Annotated in this window: 17 protein-coding genes and 4 tRNA genes; 8 read left to right on the top strand and 13 right to left on the bottom strand. The window is 63.7% G+C overall.

Going from position 1 to position 18,599, the window contains the following annotated elements; genetic code table 11:
* Positions 1–25: 25 nt before the first annotated feature.
* The gene (gene rpmB, locus JS541_RS00325) at positions 26–220 is read right to left on the bottom strand and encodes a 50S ribosomal protein L28 (protein WP_152357804.1); all 195 of its coding nucleotides are present in this window, start codon (positions 218–220) and stop codon (positions 26–28) included.
* Positions 221–541: 321 nt separating this feature from the next.
* On the opposite strand from rpmB, the gene JS541_RS00330 reads away from it, so the two are divergent.
* The 3 genes from JS541_RS00330 to JS541_RS00340 all read left to right on the top strand — a co-directional run bounded on the left by JS541_RS00330 (position 542) and on the right by JS541_RS00340 (position 3,724).
* On the top strand, positions 542–1,618 hold the full coding sequence (locus JS541_RS00330; protein WP_214372343.1) for a PfkB family carbohydrate kinase: 1,077 nt from the start codon (positions 542–544) through the stop codon (positions 1,616–1,618).
* 176 nt (positions 1,619–1,794) lie between these two features.
* Complete coding sequence (locus tag JS541_RS00335) at positions 1,795–3,093, top strand: MFS transporter (protein WP_214372344.1); 1,299 nt, start codon at positions 1,795–1,797, stop codon at positions 3,091–3,093.
* A 145-nt stretch (positions 3,094–3,238) separates the two neighbouring features.
* The gene (locus tag JS541_RS00340; protein WP_214372345.1) at positions 3,239–3,724 is read left to right on the top strand and encodes a hypothetical protein; all 486 of its coding nucleotides are present in this window, start codon (positions 3,239–3,241) and stop codon (positions 3,722–3,724) included.
* Here JS541_RS00340 and JS541_RS00345 read toward each other — a convergent pair.
* Entirely contained in the window at positions 3,721–3,894 is a 174-nt protein-coding gene (locus tag JS541_RS00345; protein WP_214372346.1) for a chemotaxis protein, read from the bottom strand. The two genes, JS541_RS00340 and JS541_RS00345, sit on opposite strands and share 4 nt — an antisense overlap.
* A gap of 114 nt (positions 3,895–4,008) precedes the next feature.
* On the opposite strand from JS541_RS00345, the gene JS541_RS00350 reads away from it, so the two are divergent.
* Complete coding sequence (locus tag JS541_RS00350) at positions 4,009–4,374, top strand: VOC family protein (protein WP_214372347.1); 366 nt, start codon at positions 4,009–4,011, stop codon at positions 4,372–4,374.
* A 50-nt stretch (positions 4,375–4,424) separates the two neighbouring features.
* On the opposite strand, the gene JS541_RS00355 is transcribed toward JS541_RS00350, so the two are convergent.
* The 5 genes from JS541_RS00355 to JS541_RS00375 form a co-directional block, all read right to left on the bottom strand.
* Positions 4,425–4,973 carry a GNAT family N-acetyltransferase gene (locus JS541_RS00355; protein ID WP_214372348.1) on the bottom strand — a complete coding sequence of 183 codons (549 nt, stop codon included), beginning with the start codon at positions 4,971–4,973 and terminating at the stop codon, positions 4,425–4,427.
* Between the two features lie 136 nt (positions 4,974–5,109).
* Positions 5,110–5,727 (bottom strand): sugar O-acetyltransferase, encoded by a 618-nt coding sequence (locus JS541_RS14965; RefSeq protein WP_214372350.1) that lies wholly within the window; start codon positions 5,725–5,727, stop codon positions 5,110–5,112.
* A gap of 299 nt (positions 5,728–6,026) precedes the next feature.
* Positions 6,027–7,157: a helix-turn-helix transcriptional regulator gene (locus tag JS541_RS00365; RefSeq protein ID WP_214372351.1), complete on the bottom strand. Its 1,131-nt coding sequence runs from the start codon at positions 7,155–7,157 to the stop codon at positions 6,027–6,029.
* A gap of 186 nt (positions 7,158–7,343) precedes the next feature.
* A complete protein-coding gene (locus JS541_RS00370; protein ID WP_214372353.1) occupies positions 7,344–8,228 on the bottom strand; it encodes a class I SAM-dependent methyltransferase in 885 nt (294 codons plus the stop codon).
* A 42-nt stretch (positions 8,229–8,270) separates the two neighbouring features.
* Positions 8,271–9,506 (bottom strand): beta-propeller fold lactonase family protein, encoded by a 1,236-nt coding sequence (locus JS541_RS00375; protein ID WP_214372355.1) that lies wholly within the window; start codon positions 9,504–9,506, stop codon positions 8,271–8,273.
* A 178-nt stretch (positions 9,507–9,684) separates the two neighbouring features.
* Between JS541_RS00375 and JS541_RS00380 the strand changes: the two genes are divergently transcribed.
* Positions 9,685–11,529 (top strand): AMP-dependent synthetase/ligase, encoded by a 1,845-nt coding sequence (locus tag JS541_RS00380; protein ID WP_214372356.1) that lies wholly within the window; start codon positions 9,685–9,687, stop codon positions 11,527–11,529.
* 294 nt (positions 11,530–11,823) lie between these two features.
* On the opposite strand, the gene JS541_RS00385 is transcribed toward JS541_RS00380, so the two are convergent.
* The 5 genes from JS541_RS00385 to JS541_RS00405 form a co-directional block, all read right to left on the bottom strand.
* Positions 11,824–11,896, bottom strand: a tRNA-Ala gene (locus JS541_RS00385).
* Positions 11,897–11,926: 30 nt separating this feature from the next.
* Positions 11,927–11,999 (bottom strand) — tRNA-Val (locus JS541_RS00390).
* Positions 12,000–12,059: 60 nt separating this feature from the next.
* Positions 12,060–12,131: transfer RNA gene (locus tag JS541_RS00395), tRNA-Val, on the bottom strand.
* 50 nt (positions 12,132–12,181) lie between these two features.
* Positions 12,182–12,254: transfer RNA gene (locus JS541_RS00400), tRNA-Gly, on the bottom strand.
* Between the two features lie 131 nt (positions 12,255–12,385).
* The gene (locus tag JS541_RS00405; protein ID WP_214372358.1) at positions 12,386–13,579 is read right to left on the bottom strand and encodes a pyridoxal phosphate-dependent aminotransferase; all 1,194 of its coding nucleotides are present in this window, start codon (positions 13,577–13,579) and stop codon (positions 12,386–12,388) included.
* Positions 13,580–13,872: 293 nt separating this feature from the next.
* Between JS541_RS00405 and JS541_RS00410 the strand changes: the two genes are divergently transcribed.
* Positions 13,873–15,078 carry a DUF2974 domain-containing protein gene (locus JS541_RS00410; RefSeq protein ID WP_214372360.1) on the top strand — a complete coding sequence of 402 codons (1,206 nt, stop codon included), beginning with the start codon at positions 13,873–13,875 and terminating at the stop codon, positions 15,076–15,078.
* Between the two features lie 192 nt (positions 15,079–15,270).
* Positions 15,271–15,921: a TetR/AcrR family transcriptional regulator gene (locus JS541_RS00415; protein ID WP_214372361.1), complete on the top strand. Its 651-nt coding sequence runs from the start codon at positions 15,271–15,273 to the stop codon at positions 15,919–15,921.
* 467 nt (positions 15,922–16,388) lie between these two features.
* On the opposite strand, the gene JS541_RS00420 is transcribed toward JS541_RS00415, so the two are convergent.
* Positions 16,389–17,675 (bottom strand): Mbeg1-like protein, encoded by a 1,287-nt coding sequence (locus JS541_RS00420; protein ID WP_214372362.1) that lies wholly within the window; start codon positions 17,673–17,675, stop codon positions 16,389–16,391.
* 121 nt (positions 17,676–17,796) lie between these two features.
* Here JS541_RS00420 and JS541_RS00425 point away from each other — a divergent pair, with 121 nt between their 5' ends.
* Positions 17,797–18,570 carry a mechanosensitive ion channel domain-containing protein gene (locus JS541_RS00425; protein ID WP_214372739.1) on the top strand — a complete coding sequence of 258 codons (774 nt, stop codon included), beginning with the start codon at positions 17,797–17,799 and terminating at the stop codon, positions 18,568–18,570.
* Positions 18,571–18,599 lie beyond the last annotated feature (29 nt).

Raw genomic sequence — 18,599 nt, forward strand, 5'->3', positions numbered from 1 at the left:
GGGTTTAAGCTTGCTATCTCGCGATTCACGCGGCCACACGCTGAACCTTGCCAGCCTTGAGGCACTTGACGCACACGCGAACGCGGACGTTCTCGCCGTCGATCGTGGTGCGAACCGGCTGCAGGTTCGGGCGGAAGGTGCGCTTATTGCGGATATGTGAGTGCGAAACGGTGTAACCGGTCTGCGGTCCCTTGCCGCACACTGCGCAACGAGCTGCCATAATGGACTCCCTATAATGTTCTTTGACTTGCAAGTCTTGCGTTCGCGCCACGCATTTTACCGCACGGCGGAACACACAACTTCACTACTATAGCGCACAGCACCGGACAACGCAAAACAGGCACGCGAAATCTCCCTGCAACCGACCAGCCCGCCCGAGCGCATCATCATCCGCCGTCTCGCGAAACTTCACGCAATCATACCTAGTACCTATTGCCGCATTCAGGAAACATTCATAAACTTGCTGTACAACGTGACTAATTAATGGCGATGGCTCGCGACATCGACGCGCAGCCCATCCGCAGCAGTCAAGGAGGATGCCATGCTCAGCCGAATCGGTGAACGCTTCGCCCAGTTCAAGGAAACGCAGGACGACGAACCGCAGCATGCCGTCATCTCGCTCGGCCACATCTGGGTCGACATCATGATGAACGTCAACGATTTCCCAAAACCCGGCGGATTCGCCGTCTCTGATCACACCAATGCGGCGGTCGGCGGCAGCTACCGTGTGCTGCAGGCGGCCACACGCATGGGCGCGAAGGCCGAACATGCCGGCATCATCGGCACCGGGCCGTGGGCCACGATCGTACGCGAGACGCTCGCCGCCAGCGGCATCGACCACATCGGCCAGGACCGCCTCGACACCGATTCCGGCTTCCGCCTCGTGCTCGCCGACGAGGATCGCCGCAAGACCTACATCGCCACCTACGGCGCGGAGGCACAGGGCGACGGCACGACGTTCGACTGCGTGGAGCCGCACCCCGGCGACGTGGTCCACATCAGCGGCAACACGCTGATGGACCACACCGCAGCGGGCGTGGACGAATTCATGCACCGAGCCGGCAGCGACCCGGCCGGCCGCGAGTTCACGATCGTGCTCAACCCGACGAACACGCTGTCACTGGTCAACGACCATCTGCTCGAGGATTTGGTGCTGGCGCGCCCGATCTGGTCGTGCAACCGGCAGGAGGCGAACACGCTGGCCGACCGACTCGGCGTGCTGCGCGACGACGACATGCTGATGACCGTGGGCGGCGGGTTCGACCGGTCAATGGCCGAACTGTGCGAGGTGCTCGGCGAGACGCTGCGCGCGCCGCTGGTGGTGCGGGCCGGTTCGCGCGGCGCATGGGTACGCACGCCGGGCGGCGACGTCGTGCACGTGGACGGATTCCCTACCAAGGCGACGCACACGCGTTCGGCCGGAGCGCCGCATACCGGCGCATTGTGCGCGATGCTGGCGCAGGGCTGGTCGCTGACCGATGCGGTGCGCATCGCGAACGCGGCCGCGTCGATGGCGATCCAACGCGCGGTCAACGGCGTGCCGAGCTGCCCGGAATACGAGGACGCGATCGCGCTCGTCGACGCGGCCGAAACGGAAACCGGCACATCTCAGGCATAGGCGCCCCACCCCCAGACAGACATATCGTCCCCACACCTTGGCATACGTTTGTCGGCAGCATGCGGCCAACCACCGCCAGCCGCCGGCAAACGACAATTCACTGTGCGTTCATCTCCATTCTTCCGGCCGCACGGCACGTCCCGTACCATTAAAGATGGTTATGAACAGGAGTCGTTATGTCTGAAAGCACCACCGACATGTCCGCCGCGCCGGCCCCGGCGGCACCGGCCGCATCCGCGAAACTCACGAAACGCGAGAAGCAGTGGATCGTCTACGACGTCGGCAATTCGGCGTTCGTGCTGCTGAGCACCGCCGTCGTCCCGATCTACGCGAAATCGCTCATGCCCGCGGACGGCAACATCGTGTCGGCGTGGGGCTACGCGCAAACGATCGCATCGCTCGTCATCGCGCTGCTCATGCCGCTGCTCGGCTCGATCGCCGACGTGCAGGGTATGAAGATCAAGTTCTTCCTCGGCTTCTTCGGTACGGGCGTGGTCATGTGCTGCGCGATGGCCCTGCCGCTGACCTGGCTGCCGTTCCTGATCGTGTATGTGCTCGCGACGATCGGACTGAACGGCTCGCTCACGTTCTACGATTCGATGCTCATCGACACGACCGACAACGATCGCATGGACAAGGTGTCGTCGCACGGCTACGGGTGGGGATACGTCGGCTCGACGATCCCGTTCATCGCGTGCATCGCGCTGATCTTCGGAGGCCCCGCTCTGTTCGACTGGTCGACGGTCGCATGCACGCGCGCGAGCTTCGTGATCACGGCCGCGTGGTGGGTGGCGTTCACGATCCCGCTGCTGACGAGCTACAAGCAGGTGCATTACCGCGCGACCCGAGAGCACACGCGCGAGGCGATCCACGGCACGTTCACCGAGCTGGGCGGCACGTTGCGCAAGCTTGTGCGCAACAAGCCGCTGTGGATGTTCATGATCGCATTCTTCTTCTACATCGACGCGGTGAACACGGTCATCTCGATGAGCACGTCGTACGGCACGCAGCTCGGCATCGACTCGACGCAGCTCGTGGTGGCGCTGCTGGTGACGCAGTTCGTCGCGTTCCCGTGCGCGATCCTGTACGGACGGCTGGCGGGCCGTTTCGGGTGCAAGCCGATGATCATGGCCGCGGTCGTCGCATACATGTGCATCGTGTTCTTCGCCGCGTTCTTCCTGCGTTCGGCCGTGCAGTTCTGGATCCTCGCGATTCTCGTAGGCATGTTCCAGGGCGGCATTCAGGCGCTGTCGCGCTCGTACTACGGCAAGATCATCCCCAAGGAGCACGCCAACGAGTACTACGGCCTGTACGACATCTTCGGCAAGACGGCCTCGATTCTCGGCACGTTCCTCGTCGCCACCACCACGTCGCTGACCGGCAACGCGTCGCTCGGCGTCCTCTCGATCGCGATCCTGCTCGTCGTCGCACTCGTGTTCCTCACCCTCCAGAAGGACCCGACCAAGACGGCCTGACGGCGGCGCCTGCCTCCGCCCGCCCGTCCGATTCCTCCATGCGGGTGCACAGATGTCCGCATGCTCCCCTGCGGCCGGTTGCGGACTGATACATTGGGACGCATTGGACCGTTGGGGATCATCAATCCGGCCGGAAGGAACGCCAATGCGCAGCGACAATCCTGGGAACAGGCCACGATACGGCCATATGCTTGGTGGACATCTGACGCTGGATGCGGTCGTCTCGTTCCCGATCAGTCTGCTGGTCGCGTGGCTGGGATTGCGGTTCATCACGCACGCCGCGTTCGATGTCGGCGAGCTGGCCACTCTGCTGGCGGTCACATGGCTGGGCGTTTCGCTGATCGATTCGCGTCTCGACTACGAACTGCGGCGAGCGACGAACCGCACCGCACCGCCGATGCCGTGGCCGATGATCGCCGCCAAGATGGCGCTGCCGTTCGCCCTGCCGTGGATCGCGGCCTTCGCGGCCCTTGGCCATGCGGACATGACGACCGTCGCGGCCGCGAGCGTCGCCGCGGGAGCGGTCCGTCTGGCGGAGATCATCGGCCTCGAACAGCCATGGAGAGGTGAGGATCAGGAGACGATCGACCGGCGACGGCGAGGGCCGAGGCGCGGCATCCAAGTCGGTTAACGTCCCAGCAGCCCCGAGATCTGTCCGATGACGTCGGTGGGTAGACCCGTCCGGTCGGCGATCGATCCCAGATCGAGGTTCTCGCCCTGTTCCCGGATCGCGCCGGCGACCGCACCGATCTGATCGACGGAGATGTGCTCCTCGACGAGCCCGCCAAGCGCGTCACCCAACGCGCCGGACGCGAGATTCTCAAAACCGCCCAGCCGCCCACGTCCCGCCGACTAGACTGGAAACCGATGGGATCACCGGGAATACGGCGGTTCCGCCGATGCAAGGAGGTCAATATGATCGATCATGTCGGATTGTTCGTCAAGGACGCGAACGAGCGCGCGGGCTTCTACGAGCAGTTGCTCAAGCCGCTGGGCTACGTGAAGAAATGCGAGTTCCCGGGCGCGGTGTGCTTTGCGAACGACGAGGACGGCGACAGCGTGTGGCTGGAGTCGCCGAAGGATGGCAACCCGGTCGTGCCGACGCATCTGGCGTTCCACGCGGCCGACGAGGATGCGGTGAAGGCGTTCCATGCGGCCGGCCTTGCGGCAGGCGGCGTCGACAACGGCCAGCCCGGTCCGCGCCCGAACTACAGCCCGACCTATTACGCCGCGTTCATCCACGACCCGGACGGCAACAACATCGAAGCCTGCCTGCAGTAGCGGTGCATCGGCTGTGGTGGGTGAGGCGACTCTCCCGCCACAGCAGCAAGTCACATTCGTTGAAACTCTTCGTTCAGTATCGCGTATTCCAGCTCATCTTCCCAATGCGTGCCGGCAGCACCCACATATTTCACCTTTTGAACGTAATGGGCCTCTTTGCGTAAACCGCATTTCTCCATCACCTTCCATGAGCCGATATTATTCGGATGACAAAGCGCGCACACGCGATGAACCTGCATCACATCGAAGCAATATTTGAGCAATGATTTGGTGATTTCCGTGGCATACCCCTTGCCCCATTCAGATCGCACGAGCAGCCAGCCAAGCATCGCGGTATCACTTTCATAATCCATATGGATTCGCGCCCGCCCAATTTTTCGCGAATCGGATTTCGCGATCACCGCCATCTCATAATTCGTCTGCGGCCGCACATCCCAGTCAGACACCACCTGCCGCACATGATCCCGAATCCCCTCATCCGTCAAACAACCGCACGGCATATACGTCATGATCTCTGGGTCGCCGTACAGCGCGGAGATGATATCCTCATCATCAAGCGTGAACGGGCGCATCATAAGACGCTGAGTTTCTATCATCATTCTCGATCTTTCTTATATGCAGATTCGTTTTCGGGTTCCATATTCCCACGTATCGAGAAGGCAGATCACGCATGACACAAAAGCCTTTACGGAAGTGCACACATGCTCGGCCGAGTACGCTCGCTCTGGCACGCGCTCACTCCCACACGTCTAGGCGACGGTTCTTGTAGTAGAACTCGCGGTCCTTCTCCCCGATCTCGCGTACGGCTTTGCACGGCACGCCGTAGGCGACCGTGTTCGCGGGAATGTCGTGGCTGACGACCGAGCCGGCGCCGATCACGCAGTTGTCGCCGATGGTCACGCCCGGCAGGATCGTCACGTTCGCGCCGATCCACACGTTGCGACCGATCGTGACCGGGATGCAGTACACGTAGTGGTGTTCGCGCAGCACCGGCAGCACCGGATGCCCGGCCGTGGCGATGACGACGTTCGGCCCGAACATGCAGTAGTCGCCGATCGTGATGTCGGCGTCGTCCACGCAGGTGAAGTTCACGTTGCAGTACACGCCTTTGCCCATGTGCACGTGGTGGAATCCCCAGTTCGCGTGCGCGGGCGTCTCGACGTGGCAGCCGTCGCCAATCTCGGCGAACATCTCCTTGAGGAGCTTCTGCTTGCCGTCCGCGTCGGTGGGGTGGGTCCGGTTGAACTCCCACAGCTTCTCCTGATATTCGAGCTGGCCACCCATGATGGACGGATCGTCGTAGTGGTACGGCAGTTGTTCGGTACGGCGTTGCGCGTTATTGAGTTCGGCCATATTGACACTCCTCGTCAAATCCCAATGATTGCAACTATGTTTGCGTTATCATTATAGATCGAGCATATACGGTTCCACGCGGCGTGTTATACGATTCACTTCATCCATGCACGGTGACACGACGCATCCAGCGATATCGTGCGCCCGGGCGGCCGCGACCTGATCAACCGCATGCCACCCCTATCCTTGTTTTGCGAGGCCGACGCCGCCAAGCCACAGCCTCTCGATCGGCGAACCGACGCACGCAAACCGCCAAATCTGCCTCTCAATCGGCGAACCGTCCCAAAAGACCCCGCCCATCAGCCGTCAAGACGATCCTTGCACAGCCAGATGACGAGCGCCGCGATGCCGCACAGTGTGCCGCCGACCGGCCACGGCAGCCAGAACAGCGTGAACGCCGACCACACACCGGCATCGGCACCGGGCATGAGTAGCAACAGACATAGGGCGATGATCGTGGCGACCAGCATGATGACACCGCACACCGCCACGGTGAGTCTATTGGAGAACGCCTGTTGTCCGGTTCGCCGCTCCTCACCTCGATCGTTCTCGGCCGCACGGTTGTAGGCGTCGATGTTCAGCAGACCATACCGCATGCCGCAGTAGACAAAGCCGAACACGGCAAGCGCGCTGAGCAGCAGCATGACCGCGTTCGGCCAGCCAGAGGCAATACCCAGCACATCATCCGCATACACGACCACCACGATGCCGACCAGTATCGCCACCATGCCGCCTACGATACCGGTCGCGAGCAGTCGTATCTCCCGATCGCGATCGTCCTCGGTATACGGATCCTCGACGTACGGATGCCGGCGCGCGAAGACGACATGAGACATACCGCCCGGAATAAGCAGCGCCAGCCCGACGACCATCCCCATGCCGATGCACACGAACATCAGCAGATCGTTGAACGGCGACGATCCGATGATCGAGTTCACAGGATCGAACAGGTTCGCAACGCCAACCGACGCGACGACCGTTGTGACGCCGGACGCGATCAGCAATGCGAACCGGCGGCGATGCGCATCGTAGCCGGTCGGGTCCTGAGGGATGGCCGGGTCCTGCGTTCGCACTGATGCGGCGTCGATGCCGTCGCACCCGACCGGCCGATTCCCGCCATGCCCGTCGGAGTCGGAACGATCACCTTCGGCCGTCGGCAGCGACGCCGACCAATCGGCCGCATCGACCATGTCCGCCGCATCACCCGCATCACCCGTATCATCCGCCCGAGTCACGTCGCCGAGCACGAGATCATCCAGCGTGCAGCCGAACAGGTCGCAGATCGCCAGCAGCTTGTCCATTTCCGGGTACGCCTTCTCGGATTCCCATTTCGAGATCGCCTGCCGCGAGACGCCGAGCAGCATGGCGAGCTGTTCCTGTGTCATGTTGCGCCGCGCGCGCAACGCCTGCAGATTGGTGCGGAATGTCATGGTGATCCCCCTTCTTTCCACGGTGTCGTCATGTCGTGTTCGGCCGATGACCCCACTATGGCAGACCACGCCGCCGCCCGCCACCATCTTGCGGTTGCACACGCCGATCCCGACCGCAACCGATGCGCAACCAGCGGTTGCATCGGCGGAATTCTGCGGTTGTCGGCCGGGTCGGTGTCGGTTCGGTCATCGCACGTGGATACGTTCGCTGGCGATCATGGTGACGTTGTCGTCGGTGAGGATGCCGTCGACCGACCGCGCGTCGAAGATCGCGTCGACCCACGCGCGGTGTGCAGGATACGCCGGGTCGGTCGGCAGCGGGCTGTGCGAGTGCGAATCCATGTAGGCGCGCCACGATGCGCGCGTGTAGCGGATCGGGTTGGGGAACCGGCGGATCGTCGGATGCGTGAAAAATGCGGCGGCCGTGTCGCGAAAGTGCCGCGCACTGACGCCGATGTCGGCGGCATCGCCGGCCGAGACGGCGGTTGCGCCGACCGCTTGCGACGCGTTGGCGGAGTCGGCAGGACCAGTCGTGTTGCCGCCGCCGGAAGACACCCCCGGCACGCCACGGTCCACGCCGCGCATCATCGCCGAATCGAACGACGTGCTGTTGTAGATCGATATCAGCAGGAACGATTCGTCTCGGCTGATGCGCGCGCATTCGGCAAGGAACGCGTCGTGGTCGAACCAGTGCAGCGCCTGCGCGCAGGTGATCGCGTCCACGCTACGATCGCGCAGTCCGGTGCGCTCGGCCGTGCCGTCGGACACCGTCACGTTCGCGTACGGACGGGTCGTTTCGGCCAGTACGCCGCGCATGTCGGCGTCCGGTTCGACCGCCGCAATCTCGTATCCGAGCCGGGCCAGCGGCACCGTGAACTTGCCGGTTCCCGCGCCGATGTCCGCGATCCGCGCACCGTCCGGCAGCAGCGAGGCGATGTATTGCATGGCCGCGTCCGGATATCCCGGCCGCGCACGGTCGTAGGCTTGCGCCTTGCCGTGGAATTTGGTCTGGATTTCGGACGGCTGTCGCGTAGACGGTTCCGTTGACGACTCCGTTGATGGTTCAGTCACGATGCATCCTTTCCTCACCTGTTCGGGCAGCGGCTCGCCCGATCACAGCGGCAAGATCGTCGTCGGCGAGCCGACCGAAACGTTGCCGAGCATGATCGGCTCGCCGTTCGCGGCGATGCGGAAGACGGTCAGATTGTCGGTGATTTCGTTGGCGGCAACCAGATATCGGCCGATCGTGCGCAGATGCCGCGGACGGCTGCCGCCGCTGGGGATGCCGCGACCGGTCCAGCCGGGCGTATCGGGCGAGGCAAGACGTTGCAACCGTTCGCCGTCCCAGCGCAAGGTGACGATGCGTTCGGAGCCGCGCAGACCCACGTACGCGAATCCCGGATATGCCGATGCGATCGCGGCCTGACCGTCAGATTCAGCGCCAGCATGTGTTTCAGCATCGCTGGATGACGCCTCGGCGAGCGCGGCGTCCGGCACATACGCCAGCGATGCGGCCTGATCGAGATCGTCGCCGCCGAGGTCGACGGTGTGCAGCACTTGCAGATCGCCATCGTTCGCATCGCACCCCAGCAGCGTGACCGTATCACCCCATTCGTCCACGACGGCGACCCGCAGCAAACCGTCACGACTCGGCAGGATGTGCATGTCGCGCGGGCCGGTTCCGGGCGCAAGCATCACTGCACCGACGCGCACCAGCTCGCCGTTGTGCCAGCGGTGCACGTATACGCGGTCCGCACCCAGGTCAGTGGTGAGCACGCGCCCGTCCGGCAATGGCAGGATCCAATGCGCATGCGGCCCGTCCTGCGCCGGCAGCGGCCCGCGGCCTTCGCCGTGCAGGTGCTGTGTTGCCGCCTCGAGCGAGCCATCGTCGCCCACCGGAAACACGCTGACCGTGCCGCTGACATAGTCGGCGGTGACCGCATGCCGTTGATCCCGGTCATCGACGGCTATGGCGACGTGGGTCGGGCCGTCGCCGGGAACCGGCATCCGCGACACCAGCGAGAGACGCACCTGCCGGACTGCCGGATCCGTGGACGTGCCGCCGGGCACAGGTTCAGCGATCGTTGCATTGTCCGCTTCGATGCGCAGCGCCGCCAATTCGTTGCTGTTTTCCAGCACCGCATACACCATGTCCCCATCACGCTCCAGCCACGACGGGGACGGCACATCGGACAGCAGACCCCGGTTCTTGGCGTCGAGCCTGCCGGCTGCCGCGCCGCGATTGTCTGCCGCGCCGTCGACCTGCAACGAGTACTGTTCGATGCCCGGGCTATGAGACCCCTGCAACGCGCCAAAGCCTCCGACCAGTATGTCAAACTCATCAGTCATGGCTACCAGTGTAGATCCGGTATCTGCCGACCGTCCGGCAACGGCGAACCGACACACCCGACGGCATCTTCCCGCATGACAGGCCGCCGTCATCGGCGTGTCGCCGGGCGAGGACGGTCACATTCCGCATGTTTCCAATGGCCGTCACGATGTACTGCATCGGTGCCATGCTTGAGCCATGACAGTCAATTCCACCACCATCGTCAAAGAGTTCACCAACCCGCTCAAGGAACCCATCGACGACGATATCAATCTGTTCGATTTCCTCGACCGGCGCGCCCAACGCGATCCGGACGGTTCCACCGTCGAATACAAGGCCAAGGATGAATCCGGCAAGGACATCTGGAAATCGTTCTCGGCCGCACAGTTCCGCGACCTGGTGATCGAGCTCGGCAAGGGCCTGATCGCGCTCGGCGTGCAGCAAGGCGACGCCGTGTCCATCGTCTCGCACACCCGCTGGGAGTGGACCGCGCTCGACATGGCGATCATGGCGGTGGGCGCGCTCACCGTGCCCGTATACGAGACGAACTCCGCGGAGCAGGTCAGCTGGATCTTCAACGATTCCGAGGTCACCATCGCGTTCGCCGAGGACGATGGCCAGCGCGACAAGGTCGAGTCGGTGCACGCGCAGGTGCCGACGCTGCGCAACGTGTTCATGATCGAGGCCGGTGCGCTCGACACGCTGCGCGAATACGGCAAGACCGTGTCCGACGGCGAGTTCTGGGATCGTAAGCGCTCCGCTCACGGCGATGACCTGGCCACGATCGTGTACACGTCCGGTTCGACCGGCACCCCGAAGGGCGTGGAGCTGACGCACCGCAACCTCGCATTCCTGTGTCTGTCGGCCATGCAATACATGCCGCGCGCCTGTGCATGGCCGGATCGCCGTCTGCTGCTGTTCCTGCCGCTGAGCCATGTGTTCGCGCGGTTCATGGAACTGCTGAGCTTCTGCGGCACGCTGACGCTGGGTCTGAGCTCGAACATGAAGACGATCGTCAAGGATTTCGAATCGTTCGGGCCGACGCTGCTGCTGGCGGTGCCGCGCGTGTTCGAGAAGGTGTACAACGCGGCCTCCCAGCGTGCGGGCAGCGGGCTTGCGGGCAAGATGTTCCTGCGAGCGGCCGACGTGGCGCGCGAATGGTCGAAGGCCGAGCAGGCCGGCGAGAAGCTGGCGTGGAACAGGCGGCTGGCGCACGCGTTTTACGAGCGCGTGGTGTACCGCAAGATCCGCACGATCTTCGGGCCGAACGCCGATTTCGCGATCACCGGCGGCGCGCCGATGGACGCCGACCTGTCGCACTTCTTCAACGGCATCGGTATGCCGCTGCTCGAGGGGTACGGCATGACCGAGACCTGCGGCCCGGTGTGCGTGAGCCTGCCGGAGAACAACCGCATCGGCACGATCGGCATGCCGATGAGCGGCGTCACGGCCGGCATCGCGGATGACGGCGAGCTGTGCGTGCGCGGGCACCTGGTGTGCCGCGGCTATCACAACCATCCCGAGGTCACCGCCGAGCAGATCGTCGACGGCTGGCTGCACACCGGCGATCTGGGCGATATCTCCGAGGACGGGTTCATCTCGATCACCGGACGCAAGAAGGATCTGATCATCACCGCCGGCGGCAAAAACGTCTCCCCCGGACTGCTGGAGGCTGCGGTGATGACCTCGCCGGTGGTGAACCAATGTCTGGTGATCGGCGACCGCAAGCCGTTCGTCGCGGCGCTGGTGACGCTCGACCTGGCCGACGCGAACGCGTGGCTGGAGTCGCAGGGCGCGAAGACCGAGCCTGATCTGGCCGCGCTGGCCCGCAACCCGATCGTGCACGCCGAGGTGGAGCGCGCGGTGAATCAGGCGAACGACAGCGTGTCGCGCGCCGAGTCGATCCGCAAGTTCGAGATCCTGCCCGACGAGTTCACACAGGACAACGGCATGCTGACGGCGAGCCTGAAGACGCGACGCGCGCAGATCGTCAAGCATTACCGCGAGCTGATCGACACGGTGATCTACGCGCCGCGAAAGTAGGATGACGGATGCGCGCCGATCAGCAAGCGTCCGCTTTCCGCCGGACCCCTCCCCGTTCTCGCGGTAAACGGACGCTGCCGGCATGGTGCGCGTCCGTTTCCCACTAGGATCCTTCCCGTTCTAGAGGAAAGTGGACGCCACCGCGGCTCCCAGCGTCCGTTTCCCGTTAGGGTCTGCCCGTTCTGGCAGTAAACGGACGCTGCCGGCACCTCAAGTGTCGGGTTGCCGCCAGGATCCGCAGAAGATGTCCGCAAAACGCAAGAAGGGCCTGCCCGAAGGCAAGCCCTTTGTCTGTGGAGCTAAGGGGATTCGAACCCCTGACCCTCTCCATGCCATGGAGATGCGCTACCAGCTGCGCCATAGCCCCAAAATTCACCCGCGGCAAACCACGAGATCGTGGGTGATGTAGGAATCGAACCTACGACCCCTTCCGTGTGAAGGAAGTGCGCTAGCCGCTGCGCCAATCACCCAGTCGCACGACCAGACTCGCGTCCGATCCAATCGGTCAACAGTCTCCTGCCGATCAATCGTGGGCGATACAAGATTCGAACTTGTGACCCCTTCCGTGTCAGGGAAGTGCGCTACCTCTGCGCCAACCGCCCGGGTCTTCGCTCCCGTAGCGCCGAATCGCTTCGACACCACGAAAAACTAGAGCGGACAACGGGACTCGAACCCGCGGTCTCAACCTTGGCAAGGTTGCGCTTTACCAACTAAGCTATGTCCGCAATCTGTCGCCGTGAGGCAACAGATGGATAATCTACACGAACCCGATGCCAGACGCAAATCCCGGCGTGTCGCCCGGAATTCCGCGGCATCATGTGGCACGCCACACTCGATGCCCGGCACCCCGAAGCCGTCAGGCCTTGCCGTACACCTCGCGTGCGAACCGTTCGAGCGCCAGGATCGAACGCTTCACCTTCTCCGTGTCGATGCAGTACGCCATACGGAAGTAGCCGGGCACGCCGAAGCTCTCCGACGGCACGAGAATCAGGTCGTACTCCTTGGCCTTCATGCAGAACGCGGTCGCGTCCTCCTCGAGCGCCTTCGGGAAGATGTAGAACGTGCCGCCGGGGCGCACCACGTCGAATCCGATCGAGGTGAGCGCGTCGTACAGCAGGTTCATGTTCGTCTCGTACACGCTCAGGTCCGAGGTCTCGTCGAGCACCTTCTCCACCGCGAGCTGCATGGTCGAGCTCGGGCAGTTGTGGCCAGTGCCGCGCGAGATCTGGCCGCACATCGGCACGATGAGCTCGGCGTCGGTGGCGCGAGGGTTGACGGCCACGTAGCCGATGCGCTCGCCCGGCAGCGAGATCGACTTCGACCACGAGTAGCAGGTGAGCGTGTTGTCGTAGAACTTCGCCGGATACGGCTGCTCGCCGCCGTCGAACACGATCTCACGGTACGGCTCGTCGCTGATGAGGAAGATGTCGTGGCCGTATTCGGCCTGGCGTTCGCGCAGCAGGTCGGCGAGGCGCTGGAGCGTGGCGGCCGAGTACACCGCGCCGGACGGGTTGTTCGGTGTGTTGATGAGCACGGCCGCAGTCTGGGGGCCAAGCGCCGCCTCGAACGCGTCGAAGTTGATCTGGAAGTTCTCGGTGTCGGCCGGCACGACGGTCAGGTGCGCGCCGGTGCCGTTCACGTACGGCTGATATTCGGGGAAGTACGGCGCGAACGTGATCACCTCGTCGCCGGGCTTGGTCACCGCGCGCAGGGCGTGCGCGAGCGCGCCGGCAGCGCCCGTGGTCGGGAAGATGTAGTCGGCGGTGTAGTCGGTGCCGAATCGGCGGTTGAGGTTGTCGGCGACGGCCGCGCGGAACGATGGCAGGCCGAGCGACGGGCTGTAGCCGTGCAGTTTGACCGGTTCAGCGGTCTTGTACATGTCGATGACCGTCTTGGTGAAGTCAGGCGGGCACGGCACGCTCGGATTGCCGAGACTGTAGTCGAATACGTTGTCATAGCCGATTTCCGCGCCACGGGCGGTCGCGTATTCGCTTAGGGTTCGGATCACGGACTTGCCGCCGAGCATCGCCTTGTATTCTTCGTTGATCATATGCAACCTCCTCGTGCTGCCTCGCAAACGTTCGCGGAACGACGTGCCGTCATACCAGCCATGCGCCGGCAACGGCCACAGCCCGATGCCGCGCCGTTCCCGCGTATGGTTCCGTTTCTACCACCGGCATGGCACATCCGCGCCGCAACACTCCAATTTCACGCGGTTCGTCGGATCAATCCGCCGATTTTCGCGCGGGTTCGCCTGCAGCGAGACCGTCATTCACTATGATTTTCCTAGGAGGCCCGCACAGCAGACACAGCGGAACCGGCCCGTGGCGAAGGAGGTGCGCGATGGGCAACATCACCGATTACGCGCGCACCGAGACGCGTGGTTTCGCGACGCGCCCGTTCTGCGCGGCTGACGCGCTCGCGCTGGCGATCCTTGTCTACGACGACGTGCCGGACGACGTGCCGCACCTGGCCGACGAGTTGCACCGCTACGGCACGTTCCGCGACCGCCTGCAATCGTTCTCCTTCCGCCATCCGATCACGTCGCTGCACCACCTGAACCATCCGCCGTTCGACGGCATGACCATCGAACAGGCCGACCGCGAACTGCATCAGGGCCAGGTCGTCAGCGACCACGACGTCAACGCGATCGCACTGGTCAGCCCGCAGCTCACGCACGATTTCTATCGCACATGCGCCGCCAATCCGCGGTTTTCCGGCATCGTCATGGGCGCATACGCCGCGGAGTTCAGCGCGGACCGGCAGACGCAGTTCGCCGCGCTGACGTACCGGCTGCCGGACGGCACGCTGGTCGTCTCGTATCGCGGCACCGACGACTCGCTGGTCGGCTGGAAGGAGGACTTCAACATGTCCTTCCAGTATCCGGTGCCGGCGCAGGTGTCGGCCGCGCAGTACCTGCGGCAGGTCGCCGGACTGTGGGACGGGCCGATCATCCTGACCGGACACTCGAAGGGCGGCAACCTGGCCGTGTACGCGGCGATGAACGCGCCGGACGACGTGCGCGAGCGGGTCGTGCGCATCTATTCGCTGGACGGGCCGGGATTCCCGGCGGATGTGGTGCACGGATACGAATACGGCACGGTGAAGGACCGGATCGTCAAGATCGTGCCGGATTCGTCGATCATCGGCATGATCCTGGAGACGCCGGAGAAGTGCACGGTGGTCAAGTCGGACGTGGAGGGCGTGATGCAGCACTTCGCGTTCTCATGGCAGATGTGCGGCGGCGAGTTCGTGCAGGTGGAGGATCTGGCGCACAGCTCGAAACTATTCAACGAGTCGCTGAACCGTTGGATGGCGGGGCTGAGCCAAGAGCAGCGCGAGCATGCGGTGGACGCGCTGTTCGCGGTGCTCGAGGCGAGCGGCGCGAACAACATCGGCGGGATGATGGCGGCCGGCGCGAAGGCGATCCCGGATATGCTCGGCGCGTATGTGGGCCTGAGCCCGGAGGATCGGCGCAACATCACACAGGCGATGATGATCCTGTTGCAGGCCGCGCTGGCGCGCAACACCAAGGTGTCACGGCGCTAGATTTCTCCGCTCGCTGCCGCTCGGTCAAAATGACAGATAGGCATCACTTCCGATCACTATAGACACGTTGTCCAATAACGGTGTATCATATCAGTTCAGACACCTTGTCTAGACAGACTGTCTAGACACTTCGGCCAATAATCACCAGCCGGGCAAGCTCAGCCCGCGCCGCATCTCATCCAAGGAGCCGCCATGCCTCGCCCACGTCGCGATTCCGAAATTCTGCCCGCCAAGGAACGCATGGAAAACGCGTTCTGGGACCTTCTGGCGGACCGCGAATACCACAAGATCACCGTCACCGACATCGTCCACGAGGCCGGCGTCAACCGCAACTCGTTCTACTACCACTACAGCAGCCTGCCCGAACTCGCCGATTCGGCCATCATGCACGTCGTGCAGGAAGCCAAGCCGGCCCTGCCCACGCCCGACTCCGACCCGGACGCGACATGGCGCGAGAACATGACCAACCTCATGCAGTCGCCCGAACACCGCGAGCGCCTCGACCGGCTCGCGCTCATCGCCGGCCCGCACAGCTCGCCCGAACTGGTCGATTCGCTGCGCGACTTCGGCCGGCTCACCATCATCCACAGCCTGCAACTGCCCGAGCACATCGACCTGAAAACCGATCTCATGCTCGACTTCACGGTCGGCGGCATGCTCGCCGTGCTCAGCCGCTGGCCCGATCTACGCGACACCGTGGAACTCGGCGACCTGCTCAACGAGGACGTGGCCGTGCTCGCGATGAGCATGTGCCTGTCGCTGTCGCGCGCGGACCTGCTCAGCTACTGGCACCGTATCTTCCGCAACAACCTGCCGTCCGCATCCGCCGGTTCCGACGCCTGACGCCCGGCGAGCCGTCATTCCCTCCCGGGCTTACGGCCGGTTCCGCACCCTCAGCCGGGCTTACGGCCGGTTCCGCACCCTCAGCCGGCCGTAAGCCCGGGAATGAACCCTCAACCGCCATCATCCCGCGCACCCCTCCCGGGCATACGGCCATTCAAAGCGCCAAAACCGGCAGTATGCCCGGGAACAAACACAGAATCAGCGGGCATCCTGCGCACCCCTCCCGGGCATACACCCACAGTGCGCACACTCCTCCCCGGGCATACGGCCGCCGAAAGGGGTGGAACCGGCCGTAAGCCCGGGAACACAGTCCGAGAACACACCCAACCAGCATTACCCCGCACGTATCTCCCGGGCATACGGCCATTCGAGGAGGCGGAACCGGCCGTATGCCCGGGAGGAACATGCCCGGGAAGGAACAACTGTGCCGCGCGCATATGTTTCCGCCCGTAAGACCGAAGGTCCAGTCAGCGCTGGGCGTCATGCTGCACCAGCGATCGCATGGCGCTGGATGGCAGCCCTTTGAGCACCGAGGTGATGAGCTCGCGGGTCTTGCGGTCGGTGCTTGTCGCGGCCATGAGGATCTTCGGCAGAGCGTCGGTCCAGTTCGCTGCCAGATCGGCGAAGTTCGTGTATCCGGCAGCGGCGACGACGTCGTACACCTGATCGATGGTGACCTCGCGCTGCCGCTGGTCGACGCCGGCCAGCCACGTACTGATCGTGCGGTCCGCGAACTGCGCGCCGGAGGTCAGCTCGGACGCGGTGACGAACCGGCCGTCTTCGACCTGCCAGCTACCGCCCATGTGCTGCAGGATGCCGATCGCGTCGGCCTTGACGATGGTACGTCCAAGACCGCCGTCATCGAGCAGCATACCGATGACCGATGCTTCCGGCACGGTTTTGCTGATGCGGTCGAATACGGCACGATAGGCGGGCGACGCGGTGATGGCCGCGTCGAATCCCGGACCGTCGTGGCTGAAGATGCGCGCGATGCGCGGCATGACAATCCTTCCATCGGCATCACTACGGCTCTTACGGACGTCATCGCCGTCTCGGGCACCATCATCGACTCCATGACAAGCATGATCAGGAAATGCCACGTTCCGTTTCGGCGCAAACGTATCGTTGTCATTCGCAGCATCATCAACCATGCGCATGGCCGCGTAGATGGCCATGTTGCCGCCTTTGGAATGGCCGCCGACCATCAGCCGCGCCGGCACGGCCCCCGGCACCCCTGCGGACCGGTCCGCAATCGACCGCAGGTACTCGGCGGCCGACCGTTGCGCCGGCACCGGGCATCGCACGGCCATGTTGAAATCCTCTTTCCATCCGATCAACGTGCCGTCCGTGCCGCGGAATGCCACGTACAGCAGCGCCCCGCCCACACCGTCACAGTCGGTCAGGTCGAACGTCATCGCGGCGAACTGCGTCTGATCTCCGGCGTCCAGCTGTTCGGCATACTCTCCCACGCGGATGCCGCGGTATCGCGGCGATTCGCATACCGCACGCAACAGGCCGAGCCGGTATTCGTTGACCGAATCCGATCCGGTCGTGAACATGGTCGGGTAATCCTCGGCACGCAACGCGGTACCCAACGGCACGCTCGCCACGGTTTTCGCCGCGCCGAATCGCGGCACCGAATCCGGCATATGGATGTACGCAAGTTCGGACAGCACCAGCGAATCGACCTCGTTGAACGGCAGCTCGCCGAATCCCCGGAAATTTGTGCGAGCATTATCGAGAATATTGCCCATGCTTTCATGGTAGTCACAGATTCCGCCGCATGGGCCGGCTAGGATGAAGGCGGACATGCGATGGAAACCGACAGGACGGGAGCGTGCGATGAGCGACACGGCTGATGCGGGGCTGGACATGATGAGCTTGATGATGAAGTGGCTGGCGGCGAACGCCGGCAAGATCATCTTCTTCGTGGTGGTGCTCGCCGCGGCGTGGGTGGTGGTGAAGGTGGTCAGCAAGGTGCTGCGCAAGGTGCTGAACCATACGAACATGCCGAGCGCGTCGATTTTCATCAATATCGTGCGTGTGCTGATCTGGGTGGTGGCCGCAACGATCGTATTGAAGCCGGTGTTCGGCATTGATCCGACCACGCTGATGACGGCGCTCGGCGTCGGCGGCATCGCGGTGTCACTGGGTTTGAAGGACACGGTGGCGAATGTGATCTCGGGATTCGGACTGATGCTCGGACGGGTGATCCAGCCGGGCGATCTAGTGACGGTGGCCGGCACGACCGGCGTGGTCAAGGACATCACATGGCGGCAGACCGTGGTGCGCGAGCGCAACGGCAACGAGATGGTGATTCCGAATTCGGTGCTCAACACGGCGTCGTTGGAGAAGCTGACGCCGGTGAACGAAGGATTGGTGACGGTGCCGTTCACGGCGAAGGCGGGCAGCGATGTCAAGGATGTCGAGCGGCGGATCGTCGAGGCGGTCAAGCGCGGCACCGTCGACGTGGCGACGGAAGGAACCGTGCCGATCGTCAAGTTCACGGGATTCTCGCCCTATGGCATCGAAGGGCAGGTGCTGGTGTTCGCCAAGCCGGACCTGCTGCTGTCGACCGCACGCGATGCGGCCGCCCGCGCGCTCACGGACGTCGACGCCCTTGAGCAGCGTGCCGCCGTCGGCGCATGATCCGTTTACGGCGAGGCCCCGTGTTCTGA

This window comes from Bifidobacterium sp. SO1 (assembly GCF_018555335.1).
Lineage (GTDB): Bacteria > Actinomycetota > Actinomycetes > Actinomycetales > Bifidobacteriaceae > Bifidobacterium > Bifidobacterium simiiventris.

Excerpts from the sequence above, each read along its gene's own strand:
- JS541_RS00420 (WP_214372362.1), bottom strand. The coding sequence starts at position 17,675 with ATGGGCAATATTCTCGATAATGCTCGCACAAATTTCCGGGGATTCGGC.
- JS541_RS00375 (WP_214372355.1), bottom strand. The coding sequence starts at position 9,506 with ATGACTGATGAGTTTGACATACTGGTCGGAGGCTTTGGCGCGTTGCAG.
- JS541_RS00380 (WP_214372356.1), top strand. The coding sequence starts at position 9,685 with ATGACAGTCAATTCCACCACCATCGTCAAAGAGTTCACCAACCCGCTC.
- rpmB (WP_152357804.1), bottom strand. The coding sequence starts at position 220 with ATGGCAGCTCGTTGCGCAGTGTGCGGCAAGGGACCGCAGACCGGTTAC.
- JS541_RS00350 (WP_214372347.1), top strand. The coding sequence starts at position 4,009 with ATGATCGATCATGTCGGATTGTTCGTCAAGGACGCGAACGAGCGCGCG.
- JS541_RS00415 (WP_214372361.1), top strand. The coding sequence starts at position 15,271 with ATGCCTCGCCCACGTCGCGATTCCGAAATTCTGCCCGCCAAGGAACGC.
- JS541_RS00330 (WP_214372343.1), top strand. The coding sequence starts at position 542 with ATGCTCAGCCGAATCGGTGAACGCTTCGCCCAGTTCAAGGAAACGCAG.
- JS541_RS00365 (WP_214372351.1), bottom strand. The coding sequence starts at position 7,157 with ATGACATTCCGCACCAATCTGCAGGCGTTGCGCGCGCGGCGCAACATG.
- JS541_RS00425 (WP_214372739.1), top strand. The coding sequence starts at position 17,797 with ATGAGCTTGATGATGAAGTGGCTGGCGGCGAACGCCGGCAAGATCATC.
- JS541_RS00355 (WP_214372348.1), bottom strand. The coding sequence starts at position 4,973 with ATGATGATAGAAACTCAGCGTCTTATGATGCGCCCGTTCACGCTTGAT.
- JS541_RS00335 (WP_214372344.1), top strand. The coding sequence starts at position 1,795 with ATGTCTGAAAGCACCACCGACATGTCCGCCGCGCCGGCCCCGGCGGCA.
- JS541_RS14965 (WP_214372350.1), bottom strand. The coding sequence starts at position 5,727 with ATGGCCGAACTCAATAACGCGCAACGCCGTACCGAACAACTGCCGTAC.
- JS541_RS00340 (WP_214372345.1), top strand. The coding sequence starts at position 3,239 with ATGCGCAGCGACAATCCTGGGAACAGGCCACGATACGGCCATATGCTT.
- JS541_RS00405 (WP_214372358.1), bottom strand. The coding sequence starts at position 13,579 with ATGATCAACGAAGAATACAAGGCGATGCTCGGCGGCAAGTCCGTGATC.
- JS541_RS00410 (WP_214372360.1), top strand. The coding sequence starts at position 13,873 with ATGGGCAACATCACCGATTACGCGCGCACCGAGACGCGTGGTTTCGCG.